18 protein-coding genes are annotated in these 19757 nt (G+C 73.7%); 9 read left to right on the forward strand and 9 right to left on the reverse strand.

All coding sequences use genetic code 11. From position 1 onward, the window contains the following. Positions 1-23: 23 nt before the first annotated feature. Together HDA43_RS02780 and HDA43_RS02785 are read left to right on the forward strand one after the other, a co-directional pair. Positions 24-908, forward strand: a complete 885-nt coding sequence (locus HDA43_RS02780) for an ABC transporter ATP-binding protein (RefSeq protein ID WP_246423892.1) — start codon at positions 24-26, stop codon at positions 906-908. A gap of 98 nt (positions 909-1006) precedes the next feature. Further along, entirely contained in the window at positions 1007-1744 is a 738-nt protein-coding gene (locus HDA43_RS02785; protein ID WP_179818158.1) for an ABC transporter permease, read from the forward strand. A 219-nt stretch (positions 1745-1963) separates the two neighbouring features. Here the strand turns inward: HDA43_RS02785 and HDA43_RS02790 are convergent, their stop codons facing one another. The 7 genes from HDA43_RS02790 to lon form a co-directional block, all read right to left on the reverse strand. Next, complete coding sequence (locus HDA43_RS02790; RefSeq protein ID WP_179818159.1) at positions 1964-3289, reverse strand: S1C family serine protease; 1326 nt, start codon at positions 3287-3289, stop codon at positions 1964-1966. Positions 3290-3577: 288 nt separating this feature from the next. Further along, positions 3578-5122 (reverse strand): AMP-binding protein, encoded by a 1545-nt coding sequence (locus HDA43_RS02795; protein ID WP_179818160.1) that lies wholly within the window; start codon positions 5120-5122, stop codon positions 3578-3580. A 178-nt stretch (positions 5123-5300) separates the two neighbouring features. Next, positions 5301-6140 carry a MetQ/NlpA family ABC transporter substrate-binding protein gene (locus tag HDA43_RS02800; protein WP_179818161.1) on the reverse strand — a complete coding sequence of 280 codons (840 nt, stop codon included), beginning with the start codon at positions 6138-6140 and terminating at the stop codon, positions 5301-5303. A gap of 147 nt (positions 6141-6287) precedes the next feature. Further along, a complete protein-coding gene (locus tag HDA43_RS02805) occupies positions 6288-6944 on the reverse strand; it encodes a methionine ABC transporter permease (protein WP_179818162.1) in 657 nt (218 codons plus the stop codon). Then, the gene (locus HDA43_RS02810; RefSeq protein ID WP_179818163.1) at positions 6941-7903 is read right to left on the reverse strand and encodes an ATP-binding cassette domain-containing protein; all 963 of its coding nucleotides are present in this window, start codon (positions 7901-7903) and stop codon (positions 6941-6943) included. The genes HDA43_RS02805 and HDA43_RS02810 overlap by 4 nt, the downstream gene beginning before the upstream one ends. A gap of 456 nt (positions 7904-8359) precedes the next feature. After that, positions 8360-9493 carry a Fic family protein gene (locus HDA43_RS02815; protein ID WP_179818164.1) on the reverse strand — a complete coding sequence of 378 codons (1134 nt, stop codon included), beginning with the start codon at positions 9491-9493 and terminating at the stop codon, positions 8360-8362. A 228-nt stretch (positions 9494-9721) separates the two neighbouring features. Next, positions 9722-12091 (reverse strand): endopeptidase La, encoded by a 2370-nt coding sequence (gene lon / locus HDA43_RS02820; protein WP_179818165.1) that lies wholly within the window; start codon positions 12089-12091, stop codon positions 9722-9724. 358 nt (positions 12092-12449) lie between these two features. Here lon and HDA43_RS02825 point away from each other — a divergent pair, with 358 nt between their 5' ends. From HDA43_RS02825 to HDA43_RS02845, 5 genes are all read left to right on the forward strand, one after another. Further along, positions 12450-13757, forward strand: a complete 1308-nt coding sequence (locus HDA43_RS02825) for a sensor histidine kinase (RefSeq protein ID WP_179818166.1) — start codon at positions 12450-12452, stop codon at positions 13755-13757. Further along, the gene (locus HDA43_RS02830; protein ID WP_179818167.1) at positions 13754-14410 is read left to right on the forward strand and encodes a response regulator; all 657 of its coding nucleotides are present in this window, start codon (positions 13754-13756) and stop codon (positions 14408-14410) included. The genes HDA43_RS02825 and HDA43_RS02830 overlap by 4 nt, the downstream gene beginning before the upstream one ends. Positions 14411-14631: 221 nt before the next feature. Then, positions 14632-15369 (forward strand): alpha/beta hydrolase, encoded by a 738-nt coding sequence (locus tag HDA43_RS02835; protein WP_179818168.1) that lies wholly within the window; start codon positions 14632-14634, stop codon positions 15367-15369. Next, positions 15362-16546, forward strand: a complete 1185-nt coding sequence (locus HDA43_RS02840; RefSeq protein ID WP_312872930.1) for an acyltransferase family protein — start codon at positions 15362-15364, stop codon at positions 16544-16546. Before HDA43_RS02835 ends, HDA43_RS02840 begins: the two co-directional genes overlap by 8 nt. 99 nt (positions 16547-16645) lie before the next feature. Beyond that, positions 16646-17299, forward strand: a complete 654-nt coding sequence (locus HDA43_RS02845; protein WP_179818169.1) for a biliverdin-producing heme oxygenase — start codon at positions 16646-16648, stop codon at positions 17297-17299. Here HDA43_RS02845 and HDA43_RS02850 read toward each other — a convergent pair. After that, positions 17241-18458: a hypothetical protein gene (locus tag HDA43_RS02850; RefSeq protein ID WP_179818170.1), complete on the reverse strand. Its 1218-nt coding sequence runs from the start codon at positions 18456-18458 to the stop codon at positions 17241-17243. The genes HDA43_RS02845 and HDA43_RS02850 overlap by 59 nt on opposite strands. Before the next feature lie 53 nt (positions 18459-18511). Here HDA43_RS02850 and HDA43_RS02855 point away from each other — a divergent pair, with 53 nt between their 5' ends. Next, complete coding sequence (locus HDA43_RS02855) at positions 18512-18685, forward strand: hypothetical protein (RefSeq protein WP_179818171.1); 174 nt, start codon at positions 18512-18514, stop codon at positions 18683-18685. Between the two features lie 343 nt (positions 18686-19028). On the opposite strand, the gene HDA43_RS36270 is transcribed toward HDA43_RS02855, so the two are convergent. Then, a complete protein-coding gene (locus HDA43_RS36270; protein ID WP_312872931.1) occupies positions 19029-19292 on the reverse strand; it encodes an RNA polymerase sigma factor in 264 nt (87 codons plus the stop codon). A gap of 132 nt (positions 19293-19424) precedes the next feature. Between HDA43_RS36270 and HDA43_RS02865 the strand changes: the two genes are divergently transcribed. Beyond that, on the forward strand, positions 19425-19751 hold the full coding sequence (locus tag HDA43_RS02865) for a DUF8820 family protein (RefSeq protein WP_179818172.1): 327 nt from the start codon (positions 19425-19427) through the stop codon (positions 19749-19751). Positions 19752-19757: the final 6 nt, after the last annotated feature.

A 19757-nucleotide genomic window follows, 5' to 3' on the forward strand; every position in this document is an offset into this window, starting at 1 on the left:
CCCCCTACGACATGAAAGGCCCCATGATGGAGACGCTGGCGCGCGCCATCGAGGTCACCCGCCGCTACGGCAGCGTGACGGCCCTGGACGGGGTGTCGCTCGACATCCGCCGGGGCGAACTGGTCGGACTGCTCGGCCCCAACGGCGCCGGCAAGTCCACCCTGATCAACCTGTTCGCCGGGCTGCGCAGGCCCCACTCGGGCCGGGTCGAGCTGTTCGGCGGCTCCCCCGCCGACCCCGTACGGCGCCGCGACATCGGCGTCACCCCGCAGGAGACCGGGCTGCCGTCGACCCTGCGGGTCCGCGAGGTGGTCGACTTCGTCACCGCCCACTACCCGCGCGGCGCCGCCCGCGGGGAGCTGCTGGAGCGGTTCGGGCTGACCGGGATGGAGCGCCGGCAGATCGGCGGGCTGTCGGGCGGCCAGAAGCGGCGGCTCGCGGTGGCGCTGGCCTTCGCCGGGAACCCGCGGCTGGTCTTCCTCGACGAGCCGACCACCGGCCTGGACGTCGAGGCGCGCCGGGCGCTGTGGGACGCCGTCCGGGACTTCCACGCCGGCGGGGGCACCGTGGTGCTCACCAGCCACTACCTGGAGGAGGTCGAGGCGCTGGCCGAGCGGGTCGTGGTGGTCGACCGGGGCAGGGTCCTGGCCGACGACACCGTGGCGGCGGTCCGGGACATCGCCGGGATGCGCCACGTCACGCTGACCGCCGGGGAGCTGCCCGACCTGCCCGGCGTCGTACGCGCCGAGCGGGACGGCTCCCGCGTCCTGCTGCTCACCGCCGACGCCGACGCGCTGGTCCGGGCACTGGTCCGGGCCGACGTCCCCTTCACCGGGCTGGAGATCCGTCCCACCTCCCTGGAGGAGGCGTTCCTGACCATCACCGCCCACGAGCCCCAGGCGGCCTGACCCCCTCCGCGGGCCCGGCCACGGTTCCCTCGCTCCCCCGCCGCGCCACCCCGCCGGCCCCTCCCCGGCTCGCACGCTCCCGAGAAAGGGACGCCCCCATGTCGCTCCTCCTGACCCACACCAAGTACCGGTTCCTGGAGACCATCCGGGTCCCGATCGCGGTGGTCGGCAACACCTTCTTCCCGTCGGCCTCGATGCTGTTCTTCGTCGTCCCGTTCGCCGGGGACGACCCGCTCGTGGCCACCCTCGCCACCGGGTCGATGATGACGTTCTCGGTGATGTCCACCGCCCTGTTCACGCACGGCCTCGGGGTCGCCGACGACCGCGCCCAGCCGTGGGACCCGTACACGCGCACCCTCCCGGCGGGCCCGTGGCCGAGGTTCGGGTCCAACATCCTCAACGGGCTGATCATGACGCTGCTCGGCATCCTGCCGGTGCTCGTCATCGCCGCCACGCTCACCGAGGCGACCGTGACCCCGGCGCAGCTGCTGCTCGGCCTGGGCGCGCTGCTCGTCGCGTCGATCCCGTTCACCCTGATCGGCCTGTTCGTCGGCTACCTGCTGCCGGCCAAGGCCGCGATCGCGGTCGTCCAGCTCGTGCTGCTGCCGATGGCGGTGGGCGGCGGCCTGCTGATGAGCCCGACGGACCCGCCCGCCTTCATCGCGGCCGTCGCCCCCTTCCTGCCCACCCGGGGCGGGGCCGAGCTGGTCTGGGCCGCGGTCGGCGGGCCCGCGCCCCGGGCGCTTCCCCTGGCCATGCTCGCGGTGTGGACCGTGGTGGCCGGGGCGCTGGCCGTCTGGGCCTACCGCCGCGACGAGGGCCGCCGCTTCTCCTGAGGCGGCCGCGTCGCCCCGGCCCTCCGCGGGCTCCCGCACCGTGAGGAAAAGGACGTGCCGCCGGATCCCCTCCGTCCGGCGGCACGTCCTTTTCCAGGGAGCGAGCAGCATCCGTCCCCGGGCTTTCGGCGCGGCCCCGCCGGTCCGCCGGGCCGTACGGCGGCGCGTGCCGCCGCACGGTTCGGGCCGGGCCGTACGGCGGGCCGGCGCGGCGGGAGATCAGGAGGTGGTGGTCTTCTCCTCCAGGGTCACCCGGACGTTCTGCTCACGGCCGTCGCGGAGGTAGGTGAGCGACACCTCCTGGCCCGGCTTGAGGCCGCGCACCGCGCCGACCACCGTGTCGGGGCCGTCGACCGCGGTGCCGCCGATCTTGGTGATGACGTCGCCCTGCTTGATCCCGGCCTTCTGCGCGGGGCTGTCCGCGGTGACCTGGGCGACGAGGGCGCCGGTCGTGTCGCCGGTGGCCTGGGCGAGGTTCACGCCGAGGAAGGCGTGGGAGACCTTGCCGCTCTTGATGAGCTGGTCGGCCACCTGCTTGGCGGTGTTGATCGGGATGGCGAAGCCGACGCCGATGTTCCCGTCGCCGCCGTTGGTGGCGATGGCCGAGTTGATGCCGACGAGCTGGCCGCGCGTGTCGACCAGCGCGCCGCCGGAGTTGCCGGGGTTGATCGCCGCGTCGGTCTGGATCGCGTGGCCGATCGTGGTGGGTCCGCTCTCGGCCCGCTGCTGCTGTCCGCCGCCCCAGCCGCCGCCCCAGCCGGGCGGGAGCTGCGGCTGCTGCTGCTGTCCGCCGACGGTCACCGTACGGTCCAGGGCGCTGACGATGCCGGCGGTGACCGAGCCGGACAGGCCCAGCGGGCTGCCGACGGCGAGCACGGAGTCGCCCACCTTGAGTTTGTCGCTGTCGCCGAGCGACGCGGCGGTGAGGCCGGAGACGTCGTTCGCCTTGATGACCGCCAGGTCGGTGGCCGGGTCGGTGCCGACGATCCGCGCGGTGGCGGTCTTGCCGTCGCTGAACTTGACGGTCACCTCGCCGCCCTGCCCGCCGGCCTCGACCACGTGGTTGTTGGTCAGGATCATGCCGTCCGCCGTCAGCACCACGCCCGATCCCTCGCCGCTCCCGCCGGCGGCCTTGACCTGGATGGACACCACCGACGGCTGGACCGCCGCGGCGACGTCGGCGACCGTGGTCACGTTGCCCGCCGGAGCGGCCAGCGGCGCCGACACCGCGGCCGGCGCGGTCGCGGGGCCGTCGCCGAAGGAGGCCGTGGCGACGGAGCCGACCACGCCGCCCCCGACGGCCGCCACGGCCAGCGCCAGTCCCGCGCCGATCTTCTGCGCGGCGGTGAGCCGCGTCCGCTGGGCGGGGACGGCCCCGGGCGCCGGGGCGGTGAGCGCCTCCGGCACCGGGTGGATCAGCGTCGGCTGCGGGTCGGCGGGCCTGGAGGCGGCGAAGCCTCCCGCGCGCGGCGGCACCTTGCCGAACTGGCTCCACCCGGTCGCATCGGCCGGGGTGGTGTCCTGCCCGTCCTTGTTCGGTTCCATGTCTTGATCCCCCAACTCCTCGCGTCGCCCATGCCGAGCCGGGGCGGCGACCGCTGACTCCAGTGCCTCCAAAGATGCCGGAGAGGGTGTAAGACCAGGTTAAGAGGATGATCGGGAAAGAAGCGCTCTTCTCACGCGGCCTTTATGCGCCGTGGTCAGCGGGCTCGGCGCACCCCGGATTTCCGTGATGGATCTCACGCCGGACCGGGCCGGGCCGTGCCGGAGCGGGCGCGAGGGCGGCCGTACGGGGGCGGACCGGGTGACGGCCGGACCGGGTGACGGCGCGCGTCAGGGCCGGGCGGGCCAGTACTCGTCGCGCAGCAGGCGCTTGTAGAGCTTGCCGGTGGGGTGGCGGGGCAGTTCCTCGCGGAAGTCCACCGACTTCGGGCACTTGTACGACGCGAGCCGCTCCCGGCAGTAGGCGATCAGCTCCGCCTCCAGCGCGGGACCGGCCAGGTCCATCGAGACCGGCGAGACGACGGCCTTGACCTGCTCGCCCATCTCCTCGTCGGGGACGCCGAAGACCGCGACGTCCGCGACCTTCGGATGGACCGACAGGACGTTCTCCGCCTCCTGCGGGTAGATGTTCACCCCGCCGGAGATGATCATGTAGGAGCGGCGGTCGGTCAGGTAGAGGAAACCGTCCTCGTCGAGGTGGCCGATGTCGCCGAGGGTGGTCCAGCCCCTGCCCCGGGGGTCGCGTGACGCCCGCGTCTTGGCATCGTCGCCGTGGTAGACGAACTGCGGCCCGTCGGAGAAGTAGACGGTGCCGTGCTCGCCCGGCGGCAGCTCCTCCCCCTCCTCGTCGAGGATGCGCACGGTGCCGAGCAGGGCGCGGCCGACCGTGCCCGGGTGCTTGAGCCAGTCCTCGGAGCCGACGTGCAGGAAGCCGTTGCCCTCGGTGCCCGCGTAGTACTCGTGGATGATCGGCCCCCACCATTCGATCATCTGCTCCTTGACCGGGATCGGGCAGGGGGCGGCGGCGTGGATGGCGCACCTCATCGACGACAGGTCGTAGCGGGCCCGGGTCCCGGCGGGCAGCTTGAGCATCTTGATGAACATGGCCGGCACCCACTGCGAGTGGGTCACGCCGTACTGCTCGATGAGCGCGAGGGCCCGCTCGGGGTCGAACCTCTCCATGACCACGACCGTCGCGCCGAGCCGCTGGAAGGTCATGCAGTACCGCAGCGGGGCGGCGTGGTACAGCGGGGCCGGGGAGAGGTAGACGCTGTCGGCCGACGGCGCGAACAGCAGCCGCACGAGCTGCAGCAGGCCCCCGGGCGCGTCCAGCGGCGCCTTGGACAGGACGGGTTCGACGCCCTTGGGACGGCCGGTGGTGCCCGAGGAGTAGAGCATGTCCGCGCCCTGGCACTCGTCGGCGATGGGAGTGGGCGGGTGCGCCGCCACCGCCTCCTCGTAGGAGACGAATCCCTCCGCCCCCTCCGGGACGCCGTCGAGCATGAGCCGCAGCTCGACCTTCGGGGTCAGGGCGGTGACGGAGGCGGCCACGTCGGCCAGGGAGGCCGAGGAGATGAAGACCCGCGCCCCGCAGTTGTCGACGATGTAGGCCAGCTCGTCGGTCCGCAGCCGGGAGCTGATCGCCGTGTAGTAGAGACCCGACCGGTGGGCGGCCCAGGCGATCGTCAGGAACAGCGGGTGGTTCTCCAGGATGAAGGCGATGTGGTCGCCCGGCCGCAGCCCCGCGGCCCGGAGGAGGTGGGCCAGCCGGTTGGACTCCTCGTCCAGCTCACGGTAGGTGACGACCCGCCCCGAGTCGGCCATGATCACGGCGGGCTTGTCCGGCGAGGTGGCGGCGATCGCTCCCGGGTGCATGCAACCGAACATTACTCTGCCGGTTGCCGGGTGAGAAGAAACGGCCGGGCCGCGGTCCCGGAGGTTCGGGACCGCGGCCCGGCCGCGCGGCACGCGGGGTGCGCGGCCGTACGGGGAGCGCCGTCAGGCGGGGTGCGCGGGCCCCGTACGGATCGCACGATCGCGCACGGGCGCGGGGTCAGGAGGCGGGGATGACCGCGCCCTTGTACTGCTGCTCGATGAACTGCTTCACCTCGGGACCGGCGAGCAGCTTGGCGAGCTTGACCACGCGCGGGTCCTTCTCCTTGCCCGCCGCCACGACCAGGCCGTTGGCGTAGGGGTTGTTCTCGGCCTTCTCCAGCACCAGCGCGTTCTCGGCCGGCGTCAGACCGGCCTCCAGGGCGTAGTTGCCGTTGATGACGGCGGCGTCCACGTCGTCCAGCGAGCGGGGCAGCTGCGCGGCCTCCAGCGGCTGGAACTTCAGGTTCTTGGGGTTGCCGGTCACGTCCCGCTCGGTGGCCGCGGTGCCGGCGCCCTCCTTCAGGGTGATCACGCCGTTGTCGGCGAGCAGCTTCAGCGCCCGGCCGAGGTTGGTGGCGTCGTTGGGCACGGCGACGGTCGCGTTCGAGCCCAGCGCGTCCAGGCTGGTGATCTTCTTGGAGTACAGGCCCAGGGGCTCCAGGTGGACCGGCTGCAGGAAGGTCAGCTTGGTGCCCTTGGAAGCGTTGAAGTCGTCCATGTAGGGCTTGTGCTGGAAGAAGTTGGCGTCGAGCTGGCCGTCGTCGAGCTGGACGTTCGGCTGGACGTAGTCGGTGAACTCGACGATCTGGAGGTTCAGGCCCTCCTTGGCGGCGAGCTTGTCCTTGACGAACTTCAGGATCTCGGCGTGCGGGACCGGGCTGGCGCCGACCTTGAGGACGTCGGAGGCCGAGGACGTGCCTCCGTCGCCGGACCCGGACCCGGACGAGCCCGAGCCGCAGGCGGCCAGGGCCAGGGTCAGCGCGATGATCGCGGAGACGATGCCGAAGAGCTTGCGCATGGTGTGCTTCCTTGTTGATACGGCGTCCGGCGGCCCGCTCGCGGCGGGGCCTCCGGGAGACGGAGAAAGAGGTCCTCCGGGAGCGGCCCCGCCCGCGGCGGGACCCCCCGGGGGGCGGAAAAGGGCGTGGAGAGGCGCTGGGACAGGTCAGCGACGGGCCAGGCGGCGGGCGACGAAGTCGCCCAGCATCTGGCCGAGCTGCACGATGACGATCAGGACGACGACGGTGACGATCATCAGCGGGGTCTCGAAACGCTGGTAGCCGTAGCGGATGGCCAGGTCGCCCAGCCCTCCGCCGCCGATGGCGCCGGCCATCGCCGAGTAGGAGATCAGCGCGACGACGGTCACCGTGAGACCCGCGACCAGGCCGGGCATCGCCTCCGGCAGCAGGACCTTCCCGACGATCGTCGTACGGCTCGCACCCATCGCCTGGGCGGCCTGCACCTTGTCGTCGCCGACCTCGCGCAGGGCGGTCTCCACCAGCCGGGCGAAGAACGGCGCGGCGCCGAGGGTCAGCGGGACCACCGAGGCTGTGGTCCCGATGGTGGTGCCGACGATCATCCGGGTCAGCGGGATCACCGCGATCATCAGGATGATGAACGGCAGCGACCGGCCGATGTTGACCACCAGCCCGAGCACCCGGTTCAGCGGCGTGGAGGGCAGCAGCCCGCCGCGGTCGGTGACGACCAGCGCGACGCCGAGCGGCAGCCCGATCAGCACGGTGAACAGCGTGGACCAGGCGACCATCTCGGCGGTCTGCCCGGTCGCCTCCCACAGCAGGGGAGCCATCTCGTCCCAGGTCATCGGGCTTCCTCCACCAGCAGGCCGCGCTCGGTCAGGTGGGCGAGGGCGGCTTCCCGCCCGCCGCCGGTGAGGTGCACGCGCAGCCGTCCGGCCGCGACCCCGGCGACCTCCTCCAGCGCCCCGCCGAGGATGTTGACGTCCACGTCGAACTTGCGGACCACCTGCGAGATCACCGGCTCGCCGGCCTGTCCGGCGAAGGTGATCGTGACGGCGCCGGGTTCGGCCGGGGGAAGCGGGAACAGCTCCTCGGTCAGCCGGGATCCCGGCCGGGCGAGCAGGTCGGGGATGGCCCCGGACTCCTGGATCCGGCCGTCCTTCATGATGGCGGCCGAGTCGCAGATCGACTTGACGACGTTCATCTCGTGGGTGATCAGCAGGATGGTCAGGCCGAGCTCGCGGTTGAGGCTCTTCAGCAGGGCGAGGATCGACTGGGTGGTGGCCGGGTCGAGAGCCGAGGTGGCCTCGTCCGACAGCAGCACCGCGGGCCTGCCCGCCAGCGCGCGGGCGATGCCGACGCGCTGCTTCTGGCCGCCGGACAGCTGCCCGGGGTGCGCCTTCGCCTTGTCGGCCAGGCCCACCAGCTCCAGCAGCTCGGCGACGCGCCGGGCGCGCTCGGCCCGGCCGACCTTCATGACCTCAAGGGGGAACGCGACGTTCCCGGCGACCGTGCGGGAGGACATCAGCGCGAAGTGCTGGTGCACCATCCCGATCCCGCGGCGGGCCAGGCGCAGCTCGCCCTCCCCCAGCGCGGTCAGCTCCCGGCCGGCCACGGTCACCGTGCCCTCGGTGGGCCGTTCCAGCAGGTTCACGCAGCGCAGCAGGGTGCTCTTGCCCGCACCGCTGCGGCCCAGCACACCGAAGATCTCACCGTCGCGGACCCGGAGGTCGACGCCGTCGACGGCGACCACCTCGCGTCCACGATCCCGGTAGACCTTGCGCAGGCCTGACACGTCGATCACAGCTGTGAATCCCCCAAACGGATGTCGAAAAAAGGACGTCGAGCGGGGGAAGGGCTAGCGGGTGCCCGGGTGGAAGGGCAGGTGGCTCAGGCGGCGCAGAACGTAACGGTCCGCGGGGCAGGTCATGGTGGGAGCCTTCGTGAAGTCGCGAAGAGGACGGGGCGGGGCGGGGTCAGCGCGCGGAGCGGGTCCGGCGCATCTCACACATGCACATGCCGCGACACGACCCTCGGTTCGTCGAGGTCGGCGCGGCACGGCGGGTCGTCTTCACGTCCGCGTCAACACATGCCCTCGAAACCCTATTCCTGATATTTCATGTGATTCAGGTCACTTTACCGAAATAGGGCTGACCAGGGAGAACGGGCGAAGCGGCCTCCCGGGACTCTCCGGGGGCCGCGCGGCGTGCCGTTCGCGCATCACCCGGCCTTCCCGAAGACCGCGCGGCGCGCCGCCTGCTCAGACGTGGCGGTAGGGGTCGCGCAGCGGGACCGCCCGCGCGGCGAAGGCGTCCTTGATCTCCTGCATCCGCGGGCCGGGCGCGTAGAAGCGCCCCTTGGTCTCACCGTACGGCCGCAGCCACCCTCCGGCCGCCAGGTCGCGCAGGTCCCTGGCCGCCTGGCCCTGGCTGAGCGCCTCGTCGGCCTGGTACCGGCTGCGGCGCAGCCGCCGGTTGACGAACACCTCGTAGAGCGCGGAGACGGTCCGCGGGTTCAGCCCGTCGGCGTCGACCCGCTCCTCCAGCATCGTCCACACCTCCCCCGCCTCGGCCAGCCGCCGCCCGACCTGCTGGGCCTGGAGGTGGTGGGCCCGCAGGCAGAACCGCACCCAGGGCAGTGTGTCGTCATGCGGGTTCCACTGGCCGCCCTGCCCTTGGGCCAAGGCGTCGTAGTAGTCGTACGTGGCCCTCCCCTGGCCCAGCCACTCCTCGATGGAGGAGAACTCCGGGGTGGTGATCTGGTCGCGGCCGAGCACCAGCGTCTGCAGCGCCCGGGACATCCGGCCGTTGCCGTCGCGCCAGGGGTGGATGCTCACCAGGTTGAAGTGGGCCATGGCCGCCCGCACGTAGCTCGGCGCGTCGAGGTCGCCCGAGTTGAGCCAGCCGGCCAGCTCCTCCAGCAGCTCCGGCACCTCCTCGGCGTCCGGGCCCTCGTAGACGACCTCGCCGGTGGCCGTGTTGCGGACGTAGATGCCGCCGGGCCGTACGGCGCCCGGGGTCTTGTCCACGTGGTGGCCGATCATCATGAAGTTGAGCGCGTGGAGCAGGCCGGTGTCGAACCGGAACGCCCGGGTGTGGGAGAGGATCCGGATGTAGGTGAGCGCCTGCTGGTAGCCGGCGATCTCCCTGGCCACCGTGGCGGGGGTCTCCAGCGGGTCCTCACCGGCCATGATCGACTCGATGTCCTCGACGCTGGCGCGGTAGCCCTCGATGGAGTTGGACCCCTGGATGGCCAGGGCCTGGAGGTGGCGCCGGAGTCTTCCGTCCCAGCGGTGGGTCTCGGCGAGACGATACTTCAGGTCGCGCCGCATCTCCTCGATCTCGCCGAGGACCTTGTCGTCGATGGCCTCCAGGTGAGGCGTGCCGTACAGCATGCGTTCATGACAGCATGGACGGAACATCCGTTCAAGTGAATGAATGATTCGTCCATTTATATCCTTCGGTGAGCCGGCCGGGACGGTGAGCGGCCTCCGCTCGGCTCACCGCCCGGAACGGCGAACGGCCCGCCCTCCGGAGGGCGGGCCGTTCGTCACGGGGGCGGCCGGTCAGGCCGCGCGCGGCCGGTCGGATCACGTGCGATCGGCCGGACCGCGTGAGCCGGGTCAGGCCGCGGCGCGGTCGGCGACCTTGGCCGGGGTGAGCGCGATCTCCAGGACCTCCCGTACGTCGCTGACCGTGTGGATGGTCAGCTCGTCGCGCACCGCCTGGGGGACGTCGTCCAGGTCGGGCTCGTTGCGGGCCGGGATCAGCACGGTGGTGATGCCCGCCCGGTGGGCGGCCAGCAGCTTCTGCTTGACCCCGCCGATCGGCAGCACCCGGCCGGTGAGGGAGACCTCGCCGGTCATCGCCACGTCGCTCCTGACCTGGCGGCCCGACAGCAGCGAGGCCAGGGCCGTGATCAGGGTGACGCCGGCCGACGGACCGTCCTTGGGCACGGCGCCGGCGGGGAAGTGGATGTGCACCGAGCGGTCCTTGAGGGAGGACACCGGCAGCTCCAGCTCCGCGCCGCGCGAGCGCAGGTAGGACAGGGCGATCCTGGCCGACTCCTTCATGACGTCGCCGAGCTGGCCGGTCAGGGTCAGGCCGGTGTCGCCGGTCTCCGGGTCGGCCAGCGACGCCTCCACGTACAGGACGTCGCCGCCGGCTCCGGTGACCGCCAGGCCGGTGGCCACGCCGGGCACCGCCGTACGCTGGCGGGACTCCGGGAGCGAGGACTCCGGCACGTGCCGCGGGCGGCCGAGGTAGGGCACGAGGTCCGTGACCGTCACCGGCAGCTCCCCGGCGCCGAGCGCGACGTTGGCGGTCACCTTGCGCAGGACCCGGGCGATCGAGCGCTCCAGGGACCGCACGCCGGCCTCCCGGGTGTACTCGCCGGCCAGCCGGCGCAGCGCGTCCTCGCCGAGGACGACGTCCTCGGCGGTCAGGCCGGCCTTGTCGAGCTGGCGGGGCAGCAGGTGGTCCCGGGCGATGGCGACCTTCTCGTCCTCGGTGTAGCCGTCGAGGGTGACGATCTCCATGCGGTCCAGCAGCGGGCCGGGGATGGCCTCCAGCACGTTGGCGGTCGCCAGGAACAGCACGTCGGACAGGTCGAGCTCGACCTCCAGGTAGTGGTCGCGGAAGGTGTGGTTCTGCGCCGGGTCGAGCACCTCCAGCAGCGCGGCGGTGGGGTCGCCGCGGTAGTCGGAGCCGACCTTGTCCACCTCGTCGAGCAGCACGACCGGGTTCATCGAGCCGGCCTCGCGGACGGCGCGGACGATCCGGCCGGGCAGCGCGCCGACGTAGGTGCGGCGGTGGCCGCGGATCTCGGCCTCGTCGCGGACGCCGCCGAGGGCCACGCGGACGAACTTGCGGCCCATCGCGCGGGCCACCGACTCGCCGAGGGAGGTCTTGCCCACCCCGGGAGGTCCGGCCAGCGCCAGTACGGCGCCGCTGCGGCGCCCGCCGACGACCCCGAGGCCCTGGGCGGCGCGGCGGCCGCGGACGGCGAGGTACTCGATGATGCGGTCCTTGACGTCGTCGAGGCCGGTGTGGTCGGCGTCGAGGACGGCGCGGGCCGCGGCGATGTCGTACGAGTCCTCGGTCCGGGTGTTCCACGGGATGTCGAGGACGGTGTCGAGCCAGGTGCGGATCCAGCCGGTCTCCGGGGACTGGTCGGAGGTCCGCTCCAGCTTGTCGACCTCCTTCAGCGCGGCCTCGCGCACCTTCTCGGGCAGGTCGGCGGCCTCGACGCGGGCGCGGTAGTCCTCCTCCTCGGTCTCCGGGGAGGAGCCGTTGAGCTCCGACAGCTCCTTACGGACGGCGGCGAGCTGCTGGCGCAGCAGGAACTCGCGCTGCTGCTTCTCCATGCCCTCCTGGACGTCCTTGCGGATCGTCTCGGCGACGTCGAGCTCGGCGAGGTGCTCGCGCGCCCACTCGACCAGCTTGGCCAGCCGGTCCGCCGGGTCGGCGGTCTCGAGGATCTCGGCCTTGCGCGGGGTGGCCAGCCAGGGGGCGTAGCCGGAGCTGTCGGCCAGGACCGACGGGTCGTCCATCTGGTTGACGGCGTCGACGACCTGCCAGGCGCCCCGCTTCTGCAGGATGGTGGTGGTCAGCGCCTTGTACTCCTTGGCCAGCTCGGCTGCGCGCTCGCCCGCCGGGACGGCCTCGACGACGGTGGCCTGCACCCACAGCGCGGCGCCGGGGCCGGTCGTGCCCGCGCCGACGCGCACGCGGTCGACGCCGCGCACCACGGCGGCGGGCTCGCCTCCGGGCAGCCTGCCGACCTGTTCGACGACGGCCTTGACGCCGACGGAGCCGTAGCGGCCGTCGATGCGGGGGACGAGCAGGACCTGTCCCTTGTTGTCGGTCAGTGCCTGAGCCGCGTCGATCGCGGCCCGGACCTCGGCCTCGGACAGATCCAGCGGGACCACCATTCCCGGCAGCACGACCTGGTCGTCGAGCGGGAGAACCGGGAGGATCAAGCTCTCACTCATGCGCACTCCAAGGGTTGAGTTATACCGACTCAATTAATGAGAGCGGCTATATGTTCCCGGGATTGAGCGTGTTCGCCGTGAGCGATCGTAATTCTGTAATCGACGCCTCCGGGCAAGCTTCCGGACGGACACTCGGGCGGGCTCCCGGACGGACGCTCGGGCGGGCTCCCGGACGAATCACTCCCGAGTGGGCTCCCGGACGAATCACTCCCGAGTGGGCTCCCGGAGGGATCACTCCCGGCCGGACTTCCGGAGGGATCACTCCCGGGTGGGACGGTAGGCATCACCCCGGGGTGGGACGGAACGCATCACTCCGGAGGGGGACGCCGGCCGCCCGCGCTCCCCCTAGGCTGGGCCGATGCCCCCGCGTGACGCTCTCTCCCGGCTTTCCCGGCCGCTGGTCCGCGCCCTGGCGAAGGGGGAGCCCGGCCCGCCGTTCCCCCGGTCGCGGCGCCTCCGGCCCCGGGTGCCGGCCTTCCTCGGGCTGCTGCCGTTCCGGACCGTCGACCTGGCCCTGGTGGCCGACCTGGTGCTCGCCTGGATCCTGTTCGCCTCCGGCTACTCGGTCCTGCTGACCGTCAACGACGAGCCGCCCATGCCGGGTGTCCCGGCTCCGGGCATCAACGTGAACGTCCTCCTCCTCTGCGCGGTCGCCTCCTCACTGCCCCTGGCGCTGCGCGACCGGTGGCCGCTGGCGGCCTGGCGGCTGGCCACCGGCGGCATGCTCCTGGCCGCCTACTTCGTGGGCCGGCTGTCCTCGCACTCCTACTCCACCGCGGGCATCATCACCTACCTGCTGGTCGTCTACTCGGTGGCGGTGCGCTGCGACCGCGAGACCACCCTCGGGACGTGGCTCGTCTCGGTGCTCGCCCTGGTCGTGGTCAGCACCAACGGCGGCGAGATCGTGCTGGGCGCCGGCCTGCTGACGGTGACCGCGCTCCTGGGCTACAACGTGCGGAGCAGGCGCCTGGCCGCCGGCCGGCTGGCGGAGGAGGAACGGCGCAGCGAGCGGGCCCTGGCGGCGCAGGCCGTACTGGAGGAACGGACCAGGATCGCCCGGGAGCTGCACGACGTCGTCGCCCACCACATGTCGGTGATCGCCATCCAGGCCGAAGCCGTGCCGCTGAAGGCCGCCGGGGACCCCCGCGTGCTGGAGGAGGGGCTCGCGGAGATCCGCGCGCTGTCACTGGCGACCATGACCGAGATGCGCCGCGTGCTGGGGGTGCTGCGCGACGGCGGCGAACGCGCCGACACCGCGCCGCAGCCGGGCCTCGGCCGGCTGGAGGAGCTGGTCGCCACCGCGAGGTCGGCCGGGCTCACCGTGACGCTCCGGCTGGGCGGCGACCTGCTGGGACTGCCCGAGGCGGTGAGCCTCTCGGCCTACCGGATCGTCCAGGAGGCGCTGAGCAACGCCATGCGCCACGCGCCCGGCTCGGCCGTCTCGGTGCGGATCACCCGCTCCGCCGACGAGCTGCGCGTCCACGTGGCGAACGGCCCCGGCGTCGACGGCCGCGATCGCACGCCGGGCAACGCCGGGCACGGCCTGCTCGGCATGCGGGAACGGGTCTCCATGCTCGGCGGGAAGCTGTGGGCGGGGCCGGTCGGGAAGGGCTTCGCGGTCACCGCCATACTTCCGATCATGGAAGACACGGAGGGCGGCGCATGACGATCCGGGTGCTCATCGCCGACGACCAGGGCATGGTGCGGACCGGCTTCACCGTGTTCCTCAGCTCCCAGCCGGACATCGAGGTCGTCGGCGAGGCCGCCGACGGACGCGAGGCCATGGCCCGGACGGCCGAGCTGCGGCCGGACGTCGTGCTGATGGACGTGCGGATGCCGGTCATGGACGGCCTGGCCGCCACCCGGGCCATCCTGGACGCGGACGGCCCGAAGCCGAAGGTGCTGATCCTGACCACCTTCGACCTCGACGACTACGTGTACGAGGCGCTGCGGGCCGGGGCGAGCGGGTTCCTGCTCAAGGACGCCTCCGCCCAGCAGCTCGCCGAGGCGGTCCGGGTCGTCGCCTCCGGTGACGCGCTGCTCGCGCCGTCGGTGACCCGGCGGCTGATCTCGGAGTTCGCCCGCGTCGGGCCGCGCCGCCCGCGCGCCCGGCCGGCCGACATCACCGAGCGCGAGACCGAGGTCCTCACCCTGATCGCCCAGGGCCGCTCCAACCAGGAGATCGCCGAACAGCTCGTGGTGTCGGAGCAGACCGTCAAGACCCACGTGGGCCGCATCCTGGCCAAACTGGACCTGCGCGACCGCGCCCAGGCGATCGTCTACGCCTACGAGACGGGCCTGGTCCGCCCCGGCGGCTGATCCGGGGCTCCACCGCGCGGCCGGACGCGACCCACCCGGCCAGGGCCTCGTACGGCGAGCGGCGCCCGGGGCGCCGCCGCGCGTCCGGGCCCGGAGTGACGTCCGGGGTGACCCCCTCCCCCCACGGGGTGACCCGGAGGGTGAGCACGCCGGGGTGACGCGGGTGACAGACCCCGGTTCATAGCGTCCTGTCCGATCCCCCCGATCGGACCGGAGGTCCCATGCTCTACCGCGCGTTCACCGCCGTCATCGTCGCCGCCCTGGCCTACACGGCCGTTCCAGCCGCCCACGGCGACCGGATCATCCGCGTCTACGGCGATCTGCGCGCGGCCGAGCGCGTCGTGGTCGTCGTCCCCGGCTCCGACACCACGGCCGCCAACTTCGACGGCGGCCGGGCCGACCCGTACAGCACGCCGGCGTTCGGGGCCCGGAGCGTGCTGGCCGAGGCGCGGGCGCTTGACCCCGGGGCACGGCTGGCGGCGGTCGCCTGGCTCGGGTACGACAGCCCGGCCACCACCAGTGTCGGAACGCTGACCGACCGGGCCGCCCGGCGTGGGGCGGTGGAGCTGCGGCGCTACCTCGGTGAGACGCTCCGCGGCAAGCGGGTCAGCCTGCTGTGCCACAGCTACGGCTCGGTGGTGTGCGCCGGAGCCGCCCCGGGGTCGGGGGTGGAGAGCCTCGCCGTCTTCGGCAGCCCGGGGCTCGGCGTCTCGTCCGCGGCGGAGCTGGGCGTCCCGCTGTGGGCGGGCAGCGGGCGGAGCGACTGGGTACGGAAGGTGCCGAAGGTACGGCTGGGCCCGCTGGGCTTCGGGCCGGACCCGGCGGCGCCGGGCTTCGGGGGCAACGTGTTCGCCACCGGCGACGTGGGACACAGCGGCTACCTGCACCCGGGCACCGAGTCGCTGCGCAACCTCACCCTGATCGCCCTCGGCCGGACCGGCGAGGTGTCCCGTGGCTGACCGCACCGTACCGGCACGGCGGCCCGCGCCCGCCCCCGGCGCCCCCGGCGCCCCCGGCGCCCTCGCCGCCCTCGCCGCCCGGATGGAGGCCGCCACCCCGGCCGGCCGGGACCGCGGGGTGGACGCGCTGCGGGCGCTGGCCGTCGCCGGGGTGGTCACCGGCCACTGGCTGGTCACGGCGTGGACGCCCCACCCCGGCGGGACCGTGCGCGTCTCCAGCCCGCTCGCCCACATGCCCTGGCTGACGCCCGCTTCGTGGGTGCTGCAGACGCTGGCGGTGTTCTTCTTCGTGGGCGGGTACGCGGCGGCGCGGAGCCTGCGGTCGGCCGCCGGATACCGGCTGTGGGTGCGGGCCAGGATGCGGCGGCTGCTGCGTCCGGTGGGCCTGCCCGCCCTGGTGTGGGCGGGCGTCGCCGCCGGACTGGCGGTGGGCGGCATGCCGATCGGGCCGATCCGGTCGCTGGTGCAGCCTGCGGTCGGGCCGGTGTGGTTCCTGGCGGTCTTCGCCGCGCTCACCGCGGCCACCCCCCTGCTGCGGGCCGCGCCGCTCGCCGTGGCGGGCTCGGCCGCCACGGTCGTGCTCGCGGCGGACGCGGTCCGGTTCGGGCTCGGCGGGCCGTCCTGGCCGGGGTGGGTGAACGTGGTGGCCGGATGGCTGGTGCCGTACGCGCTGGGCGTCGCCTGGGCGGGCGGGGCGTTCACCTCGCGCCGGGTGGCGGCGGGCATGCTGGCGGCGGGCGCGGCCGGGACCGCGGCGCTGGTCGCCTGGTTCGGGTATCCGGTGAGCATGGTCGGCGTCACCGGGGCGAAGGTGTCCAACCTCAGTCCGCCCACGCTCGCCGCGGTCTGCTTCGGGATCGCCCAGGTGGGACTGGCGCTGCTGGTACGCGGGCCGCTGGCCCGGCTGATGCGGCGGCCCCGGCTGTGGGCGGCGGTCGCGCTGGTGAACCTGTCGGCGATGACCGTCTTCCTGTGGCACCAGACCGTTCTCACCGCGGCGGCGCTGGCGGTGCTGCGACTCGGCGGGCTTCCCGGTCTGGTGGAGGCGCCCACCGGCCCGGCCTGGCTGGCGCACCGGCTGGCCTGGCTGCCGGTGTTCGCCGCGCTGCTGGCCCTCGTCGTGCCGGCCGTCCGCGCGGCCGGACGGCTCCGCGGCGGACGTCCCGGGCCCGGGTGAACCGGCGGACGGAAGGTCGCTGCGAGTTTGACGGTTTTGGGGGGCTTTGTGAGGCTGGGGAGCCACGCCAGCGCAAATCCCCTTCCACACGGAGCGATATTGAGTCAGGCACCGTTCTCCGAAGTGCTCAGGAACGCCACCCGGGACGACCACGCCGCGGCCGAGAACCAGGACTACCTCGTCGCGCTGCTGGCCGGCCGGCTCAGCCCGGAGGGCTACGGAGCGATGGTCGCCCAGAACCACTTCGTCTACACCGCGCTCGACCGCGTCTCCCGGACCCTGGCGGACGACCCGGTGGCCGCGCCGTTCGTCCTGCCCGAGCTGTACCGGGGGGAGGCGCTGGCGCGCGATCTGGAGACGGTCTACGGCCCCGGCTGGCGGTCAGTGATCGAGCCGTCGGCGCCGACCCTCGCCCTGGTGGCCCGCATCGAACACGTCGCCGCCTGGCCGGGCGGCTACGTCGCCCACCACTACACCCGCTACCTGGGCGACCTCTCGGGCGGGCAGTTCATCCGGCGGGAGCTGCGGCGGATCTACGGCTACGGGCCGGACGGCGGCGCCGACTCCTACCGCTTCGACGCGATCGGCAGCATCCCTCACTTCAGGCGGGAGTACCGCGCCCGGCTGGACGCCCTGCCCGCCGGCGAGGACGAGCGGCTGCGGATCGTCCAGGAGGCCAGGCTCGCCTTCCGGCTCACCACCGAGGTGCTGGCCGACCTCGGCCGCACCGTCCGCGCCGAACCGGCCGCCTGATCCGCGAACGCAGGTCACCACAGGCCGGCCCGAGCAGCGCCACGACGACCACCAGCGCCGCGAGCCAGCCGTGGCGCACCTCCTCCCAGCCGTCCTCCTGGGGGTACGGCCACGGCCAGTACGGGCCCCGGGCGACCAGGCTCACCGAGACGGCCGCGAGCAGACCGCCCGTCCCGGCGAGACCGGCAACCCTCCCCGGGTGCAGCCGAGCGGCCACCGACGCCGACAGCAGACCGACCGCGACGCACACCGCCGCCTCCACCGCCATCCCCGGCGCTCTCAGCTCGTCACCCGCGCGCAGCCTGGCCACGGCGATCGTGCAGGCGGCCGCCCAGGTCAGCCCGGCGCCCAGGGCGCCCAGGGCGCGGCGCAGCCCCTGACGCGCCCGGCGGGGCACCGGGGTGGCGCCGGTGTCGGCGTCCATCGCGTCGGACACGGTGAACGCGGCCGCCGCGCCCAGCAGCACCGCCGTCATCCGCAGCAGGGTGAGCGCCGTCCCCCACCCCAGGGCCGCGCCGGCGGCGACCGCGGAGATCATCAGCAGGGCCAGTGCGGCGGCGACCGCGAGGGGGTCGTCCCCCGTGGCGCGCAGCCGGACGAGCCGGCCGACCAGCGCGGAGGCCAGCGCCCCGCGGTGGGCGTCGGCCGCGCCGGCCCGGCCCCACACCATGAACGTCCCGATGGACCGATCGTCGTGGTCGTCGGCCATCCACCAGCTGTCGGAGTACTGCCGGACGACCGGCAGCCGGCCGCGCGCCGCCGGGGGCAGCGCCTCGACGACGGGCTCCACGGCCGAGGCCCACAGCGGGATCCAGGAGACGTACCGCGGGAACGCGCAGTACGTGACGGCACCCCGCTTCTCGCACCTGCGGGAGTCCGGTCCGAGGTAGCGGTCGCGGACCCGCGCCGGGACGAGCCGCGCGGTGAACTTCATGCCCCTCGCCAGGGGCGGGTTCATCTCCTCCCCTCCCGGGGCGGCGGCGGTCGCGGCGGCCCCCGCGGGCACCGCCACCGCCGCCGCGGTCACCGCGGCCGCCAGGCGCGCCGGCCGGATCCCGTGCCGCAGCAGGGCCACGGCGGCGAAGAGGGCGACGGCCGCGACCAGGTACAGCACGTGCAGGCCCGACGGCCGGGCCGGCCAGTCGGGGCCGTGGAACAAGCACCACCGGCAGGAACCAGCCGCCGTAGCCGCCCTGGTTGCCGTTCAGCCAGGTGAACACTCCCAGCAGGAAGGCCGCCGCAGGCACCGCGACCGGCCAGGGCGCCCACCTGCCGAGCACCGCGCCCAGCCCCGCGGCGAACGGCACCGCCAGCACCCCCGCCAGCGCCTCGTACGGGTCGAACGTACCGGCCACCGGCCCCATGGCCAGCCGCGCCGCCAGGTAGAGGACCATCGTCAGCGCGGCGATCCCGGTGCCCGCCGCCACTGCCGCGACCACCGCCGCCACGGTCCGCTCCGGCGCCCGGCCCGGCAGCGGGCCGAGCGTCTCCGGCATGCCCTCGCGGGTGTCCCGGGAGGCGGCGAGGTGGGCGGCCAGCATGGCGGCGGCGGCGAGCAGCGGCATGGCGCCCGACATGCTCACCGGGTCGACGGTCAGGTCCGGCAGCCGCTCCCGGACCGCGTACAGCCGCAGGACCAGGCACAGGGCCGCCGCGCCCCACAGCAGCGGGCCGCGCAGCAGCCGGCGCGTCTCGAAGGCCACCAGCGCCCGCAGACCGGCGGAGGGCGTCACGCCGCCGCCTCGCCTCCCGACGCGTCGTAGCGGCGCGCGTCCCGCCAGACGGCCACGAACGTGTCCTGGAGCGCGTCGTCCACCAGGTCCGCGTCGGCGCAGCGGCGGGCCAGCCGGGCCCGCAGCCAGGGCGCGTGCCGCTGGTGCAGCAGCCGCAGCGCCTCCATCCGCCCGGCGGCGACGGCCGCCATGAGTTCGGCGTCGTCGCTGTCCGGGCCGACCGGGGGCGGTTCGCGGCGCCCGATCCTGAAGAGATCCACATTCCGGTCTATCGCGGGATCCGCCGGCTCCGGTTCCGTCTCGGGGGAAATGCCGGGCCGACTTCTGTGACGGCGGGAAATGTCGGTGACGGCGGCTAGTTTCCGATCATCCCGATCCCGAGGAGACCGCCGATGTACCGCCAGGGTGACATCCTGATCGTTCCCGTCGCCGAGGAGGCCGTGCCGCCTTCGGTCAGGACCGCGCCGTCCGCGCCGCGCGACGCCCGGGGCCGCCTAGTCCTGGCCCTGGGCGAGGCCACCGGCCACGCCCACGCGGTGGTGGGCCCGGGCACGCTCGTCCGCGGCCTGCACCCGATGGACCCCGACCACCTGCATCTGCCCGGCGGCGGGCGCGTCGTCCACGAGGAGCACGCCGCGATCCCCCTGCCCAGGGGGTGGTACCGCGTGCAGCGCCAGCGCGAGTACATCCCCGGCGCCTTCCGCGTCGTCGCCGACTGAGGAGTC

The organism is Streptosporangium sandarakinum, assembly GCF_013409935.1.
Taxonomy (GTDB): Bacteria; Actinomycetota; Actinomycetes; order Streptosporangiales; family Streptosporangiaceae; genus Streptosporangium; species Streptosporangium nondiastaticum.

What these genes read in the sequence shown, in the direction of transcription:
- HDA43_RS02780 (WP_246423892.1), top strand. Translation starts at nt 24, where the DNA reads ATGATGGAGACGCTGGCGCGCGCCATCGAGGTCACCCGCCGCTACGGC.
- HDA43_RS02785 (WP_179818158.1), top strand. Translation starts at nt 1,007, where the DNA reads ATGTCGCTCCTCCTGACCCACACCAAGTACCGGTTCCTGGAGACCATC.
- HDA43_RS02790 (WP_179818159.1), bottom strand. Translation starts at nt 3,289, where the DNA reads ATGGAACCGAACAAGGACGGGCAGGACACCACCCCGGCCGATGCGACC.
- HDA43_RS02795 (WP_179818160.1), bottom strand. Translation starts at nt 5,122, where the DNA reads ATGCACCCGGGAGCGATCGCCGCCACCTCGCCGGACAAGCCCGCCGTG.
- HDA43_RS02800 (WP_179818161.1), bottom strand. Translation starts at nt 6,140, where the DNA reads ATGCGCAAGCTCTTCGGCATCGTCTCCGCGATCATCGCGCTGACCCTG.
- HDA43_RS02805 (WP_179818162.1), bottom strand. Translation starts at nt 6,944, where the DNA reads ATGACCTGGGACGAGATGGCTCCCCTGCTGTGGGAGGCGACCGGGCAG.
- HDA43_RS02815 (WP_179818164.1), bottom strand. Translation starts at nt 9,493, where the DNA reads ATGCTGTACGGCACGCCTCACCTGGAGGCCATCGACGACAAGGTCCTC.
- lon (WP_179818165.1), bottom strand. Translation starts at nt 12,091, where the DNA reads ATGAGTGAGAGCTTGATCCTCCCGGTTCTCCCGCTCGACGACCAGGTC.
- HDA43_RS02825 (WP_179818166.1), top strand. Translation starts at nt 12,450, where the DNA reads ATGCCCCCGCGTGACGCTCTCTCCCGGCTTTCCCGGCCGCTGGTCCGC.
- HDA43_RS02830 (WP_179818167.1), top strand. Translation starts at nt 13,754, where the DNA reads ATGACGATCCGGGTGCTCATCGCCGACGACCAGGGCATGGTGCGGACC.
- HDA43_RS02835 (WP_179818168.1), top strand. Translation starts at nt 14,632, where the DNA reads ATGCTCTACCGCGCGTTCACCGCCGTCATCGTCGCCGCCCTGGCCTAC.
- HDA43_RS02865 (WP_179818172.1), top strand. Translation starts at nt 19,425, where the DNA reads ATGTACCGCCAGGGTGACATCCTGATCGTTCCCGTCGCCGAGGAGGCC.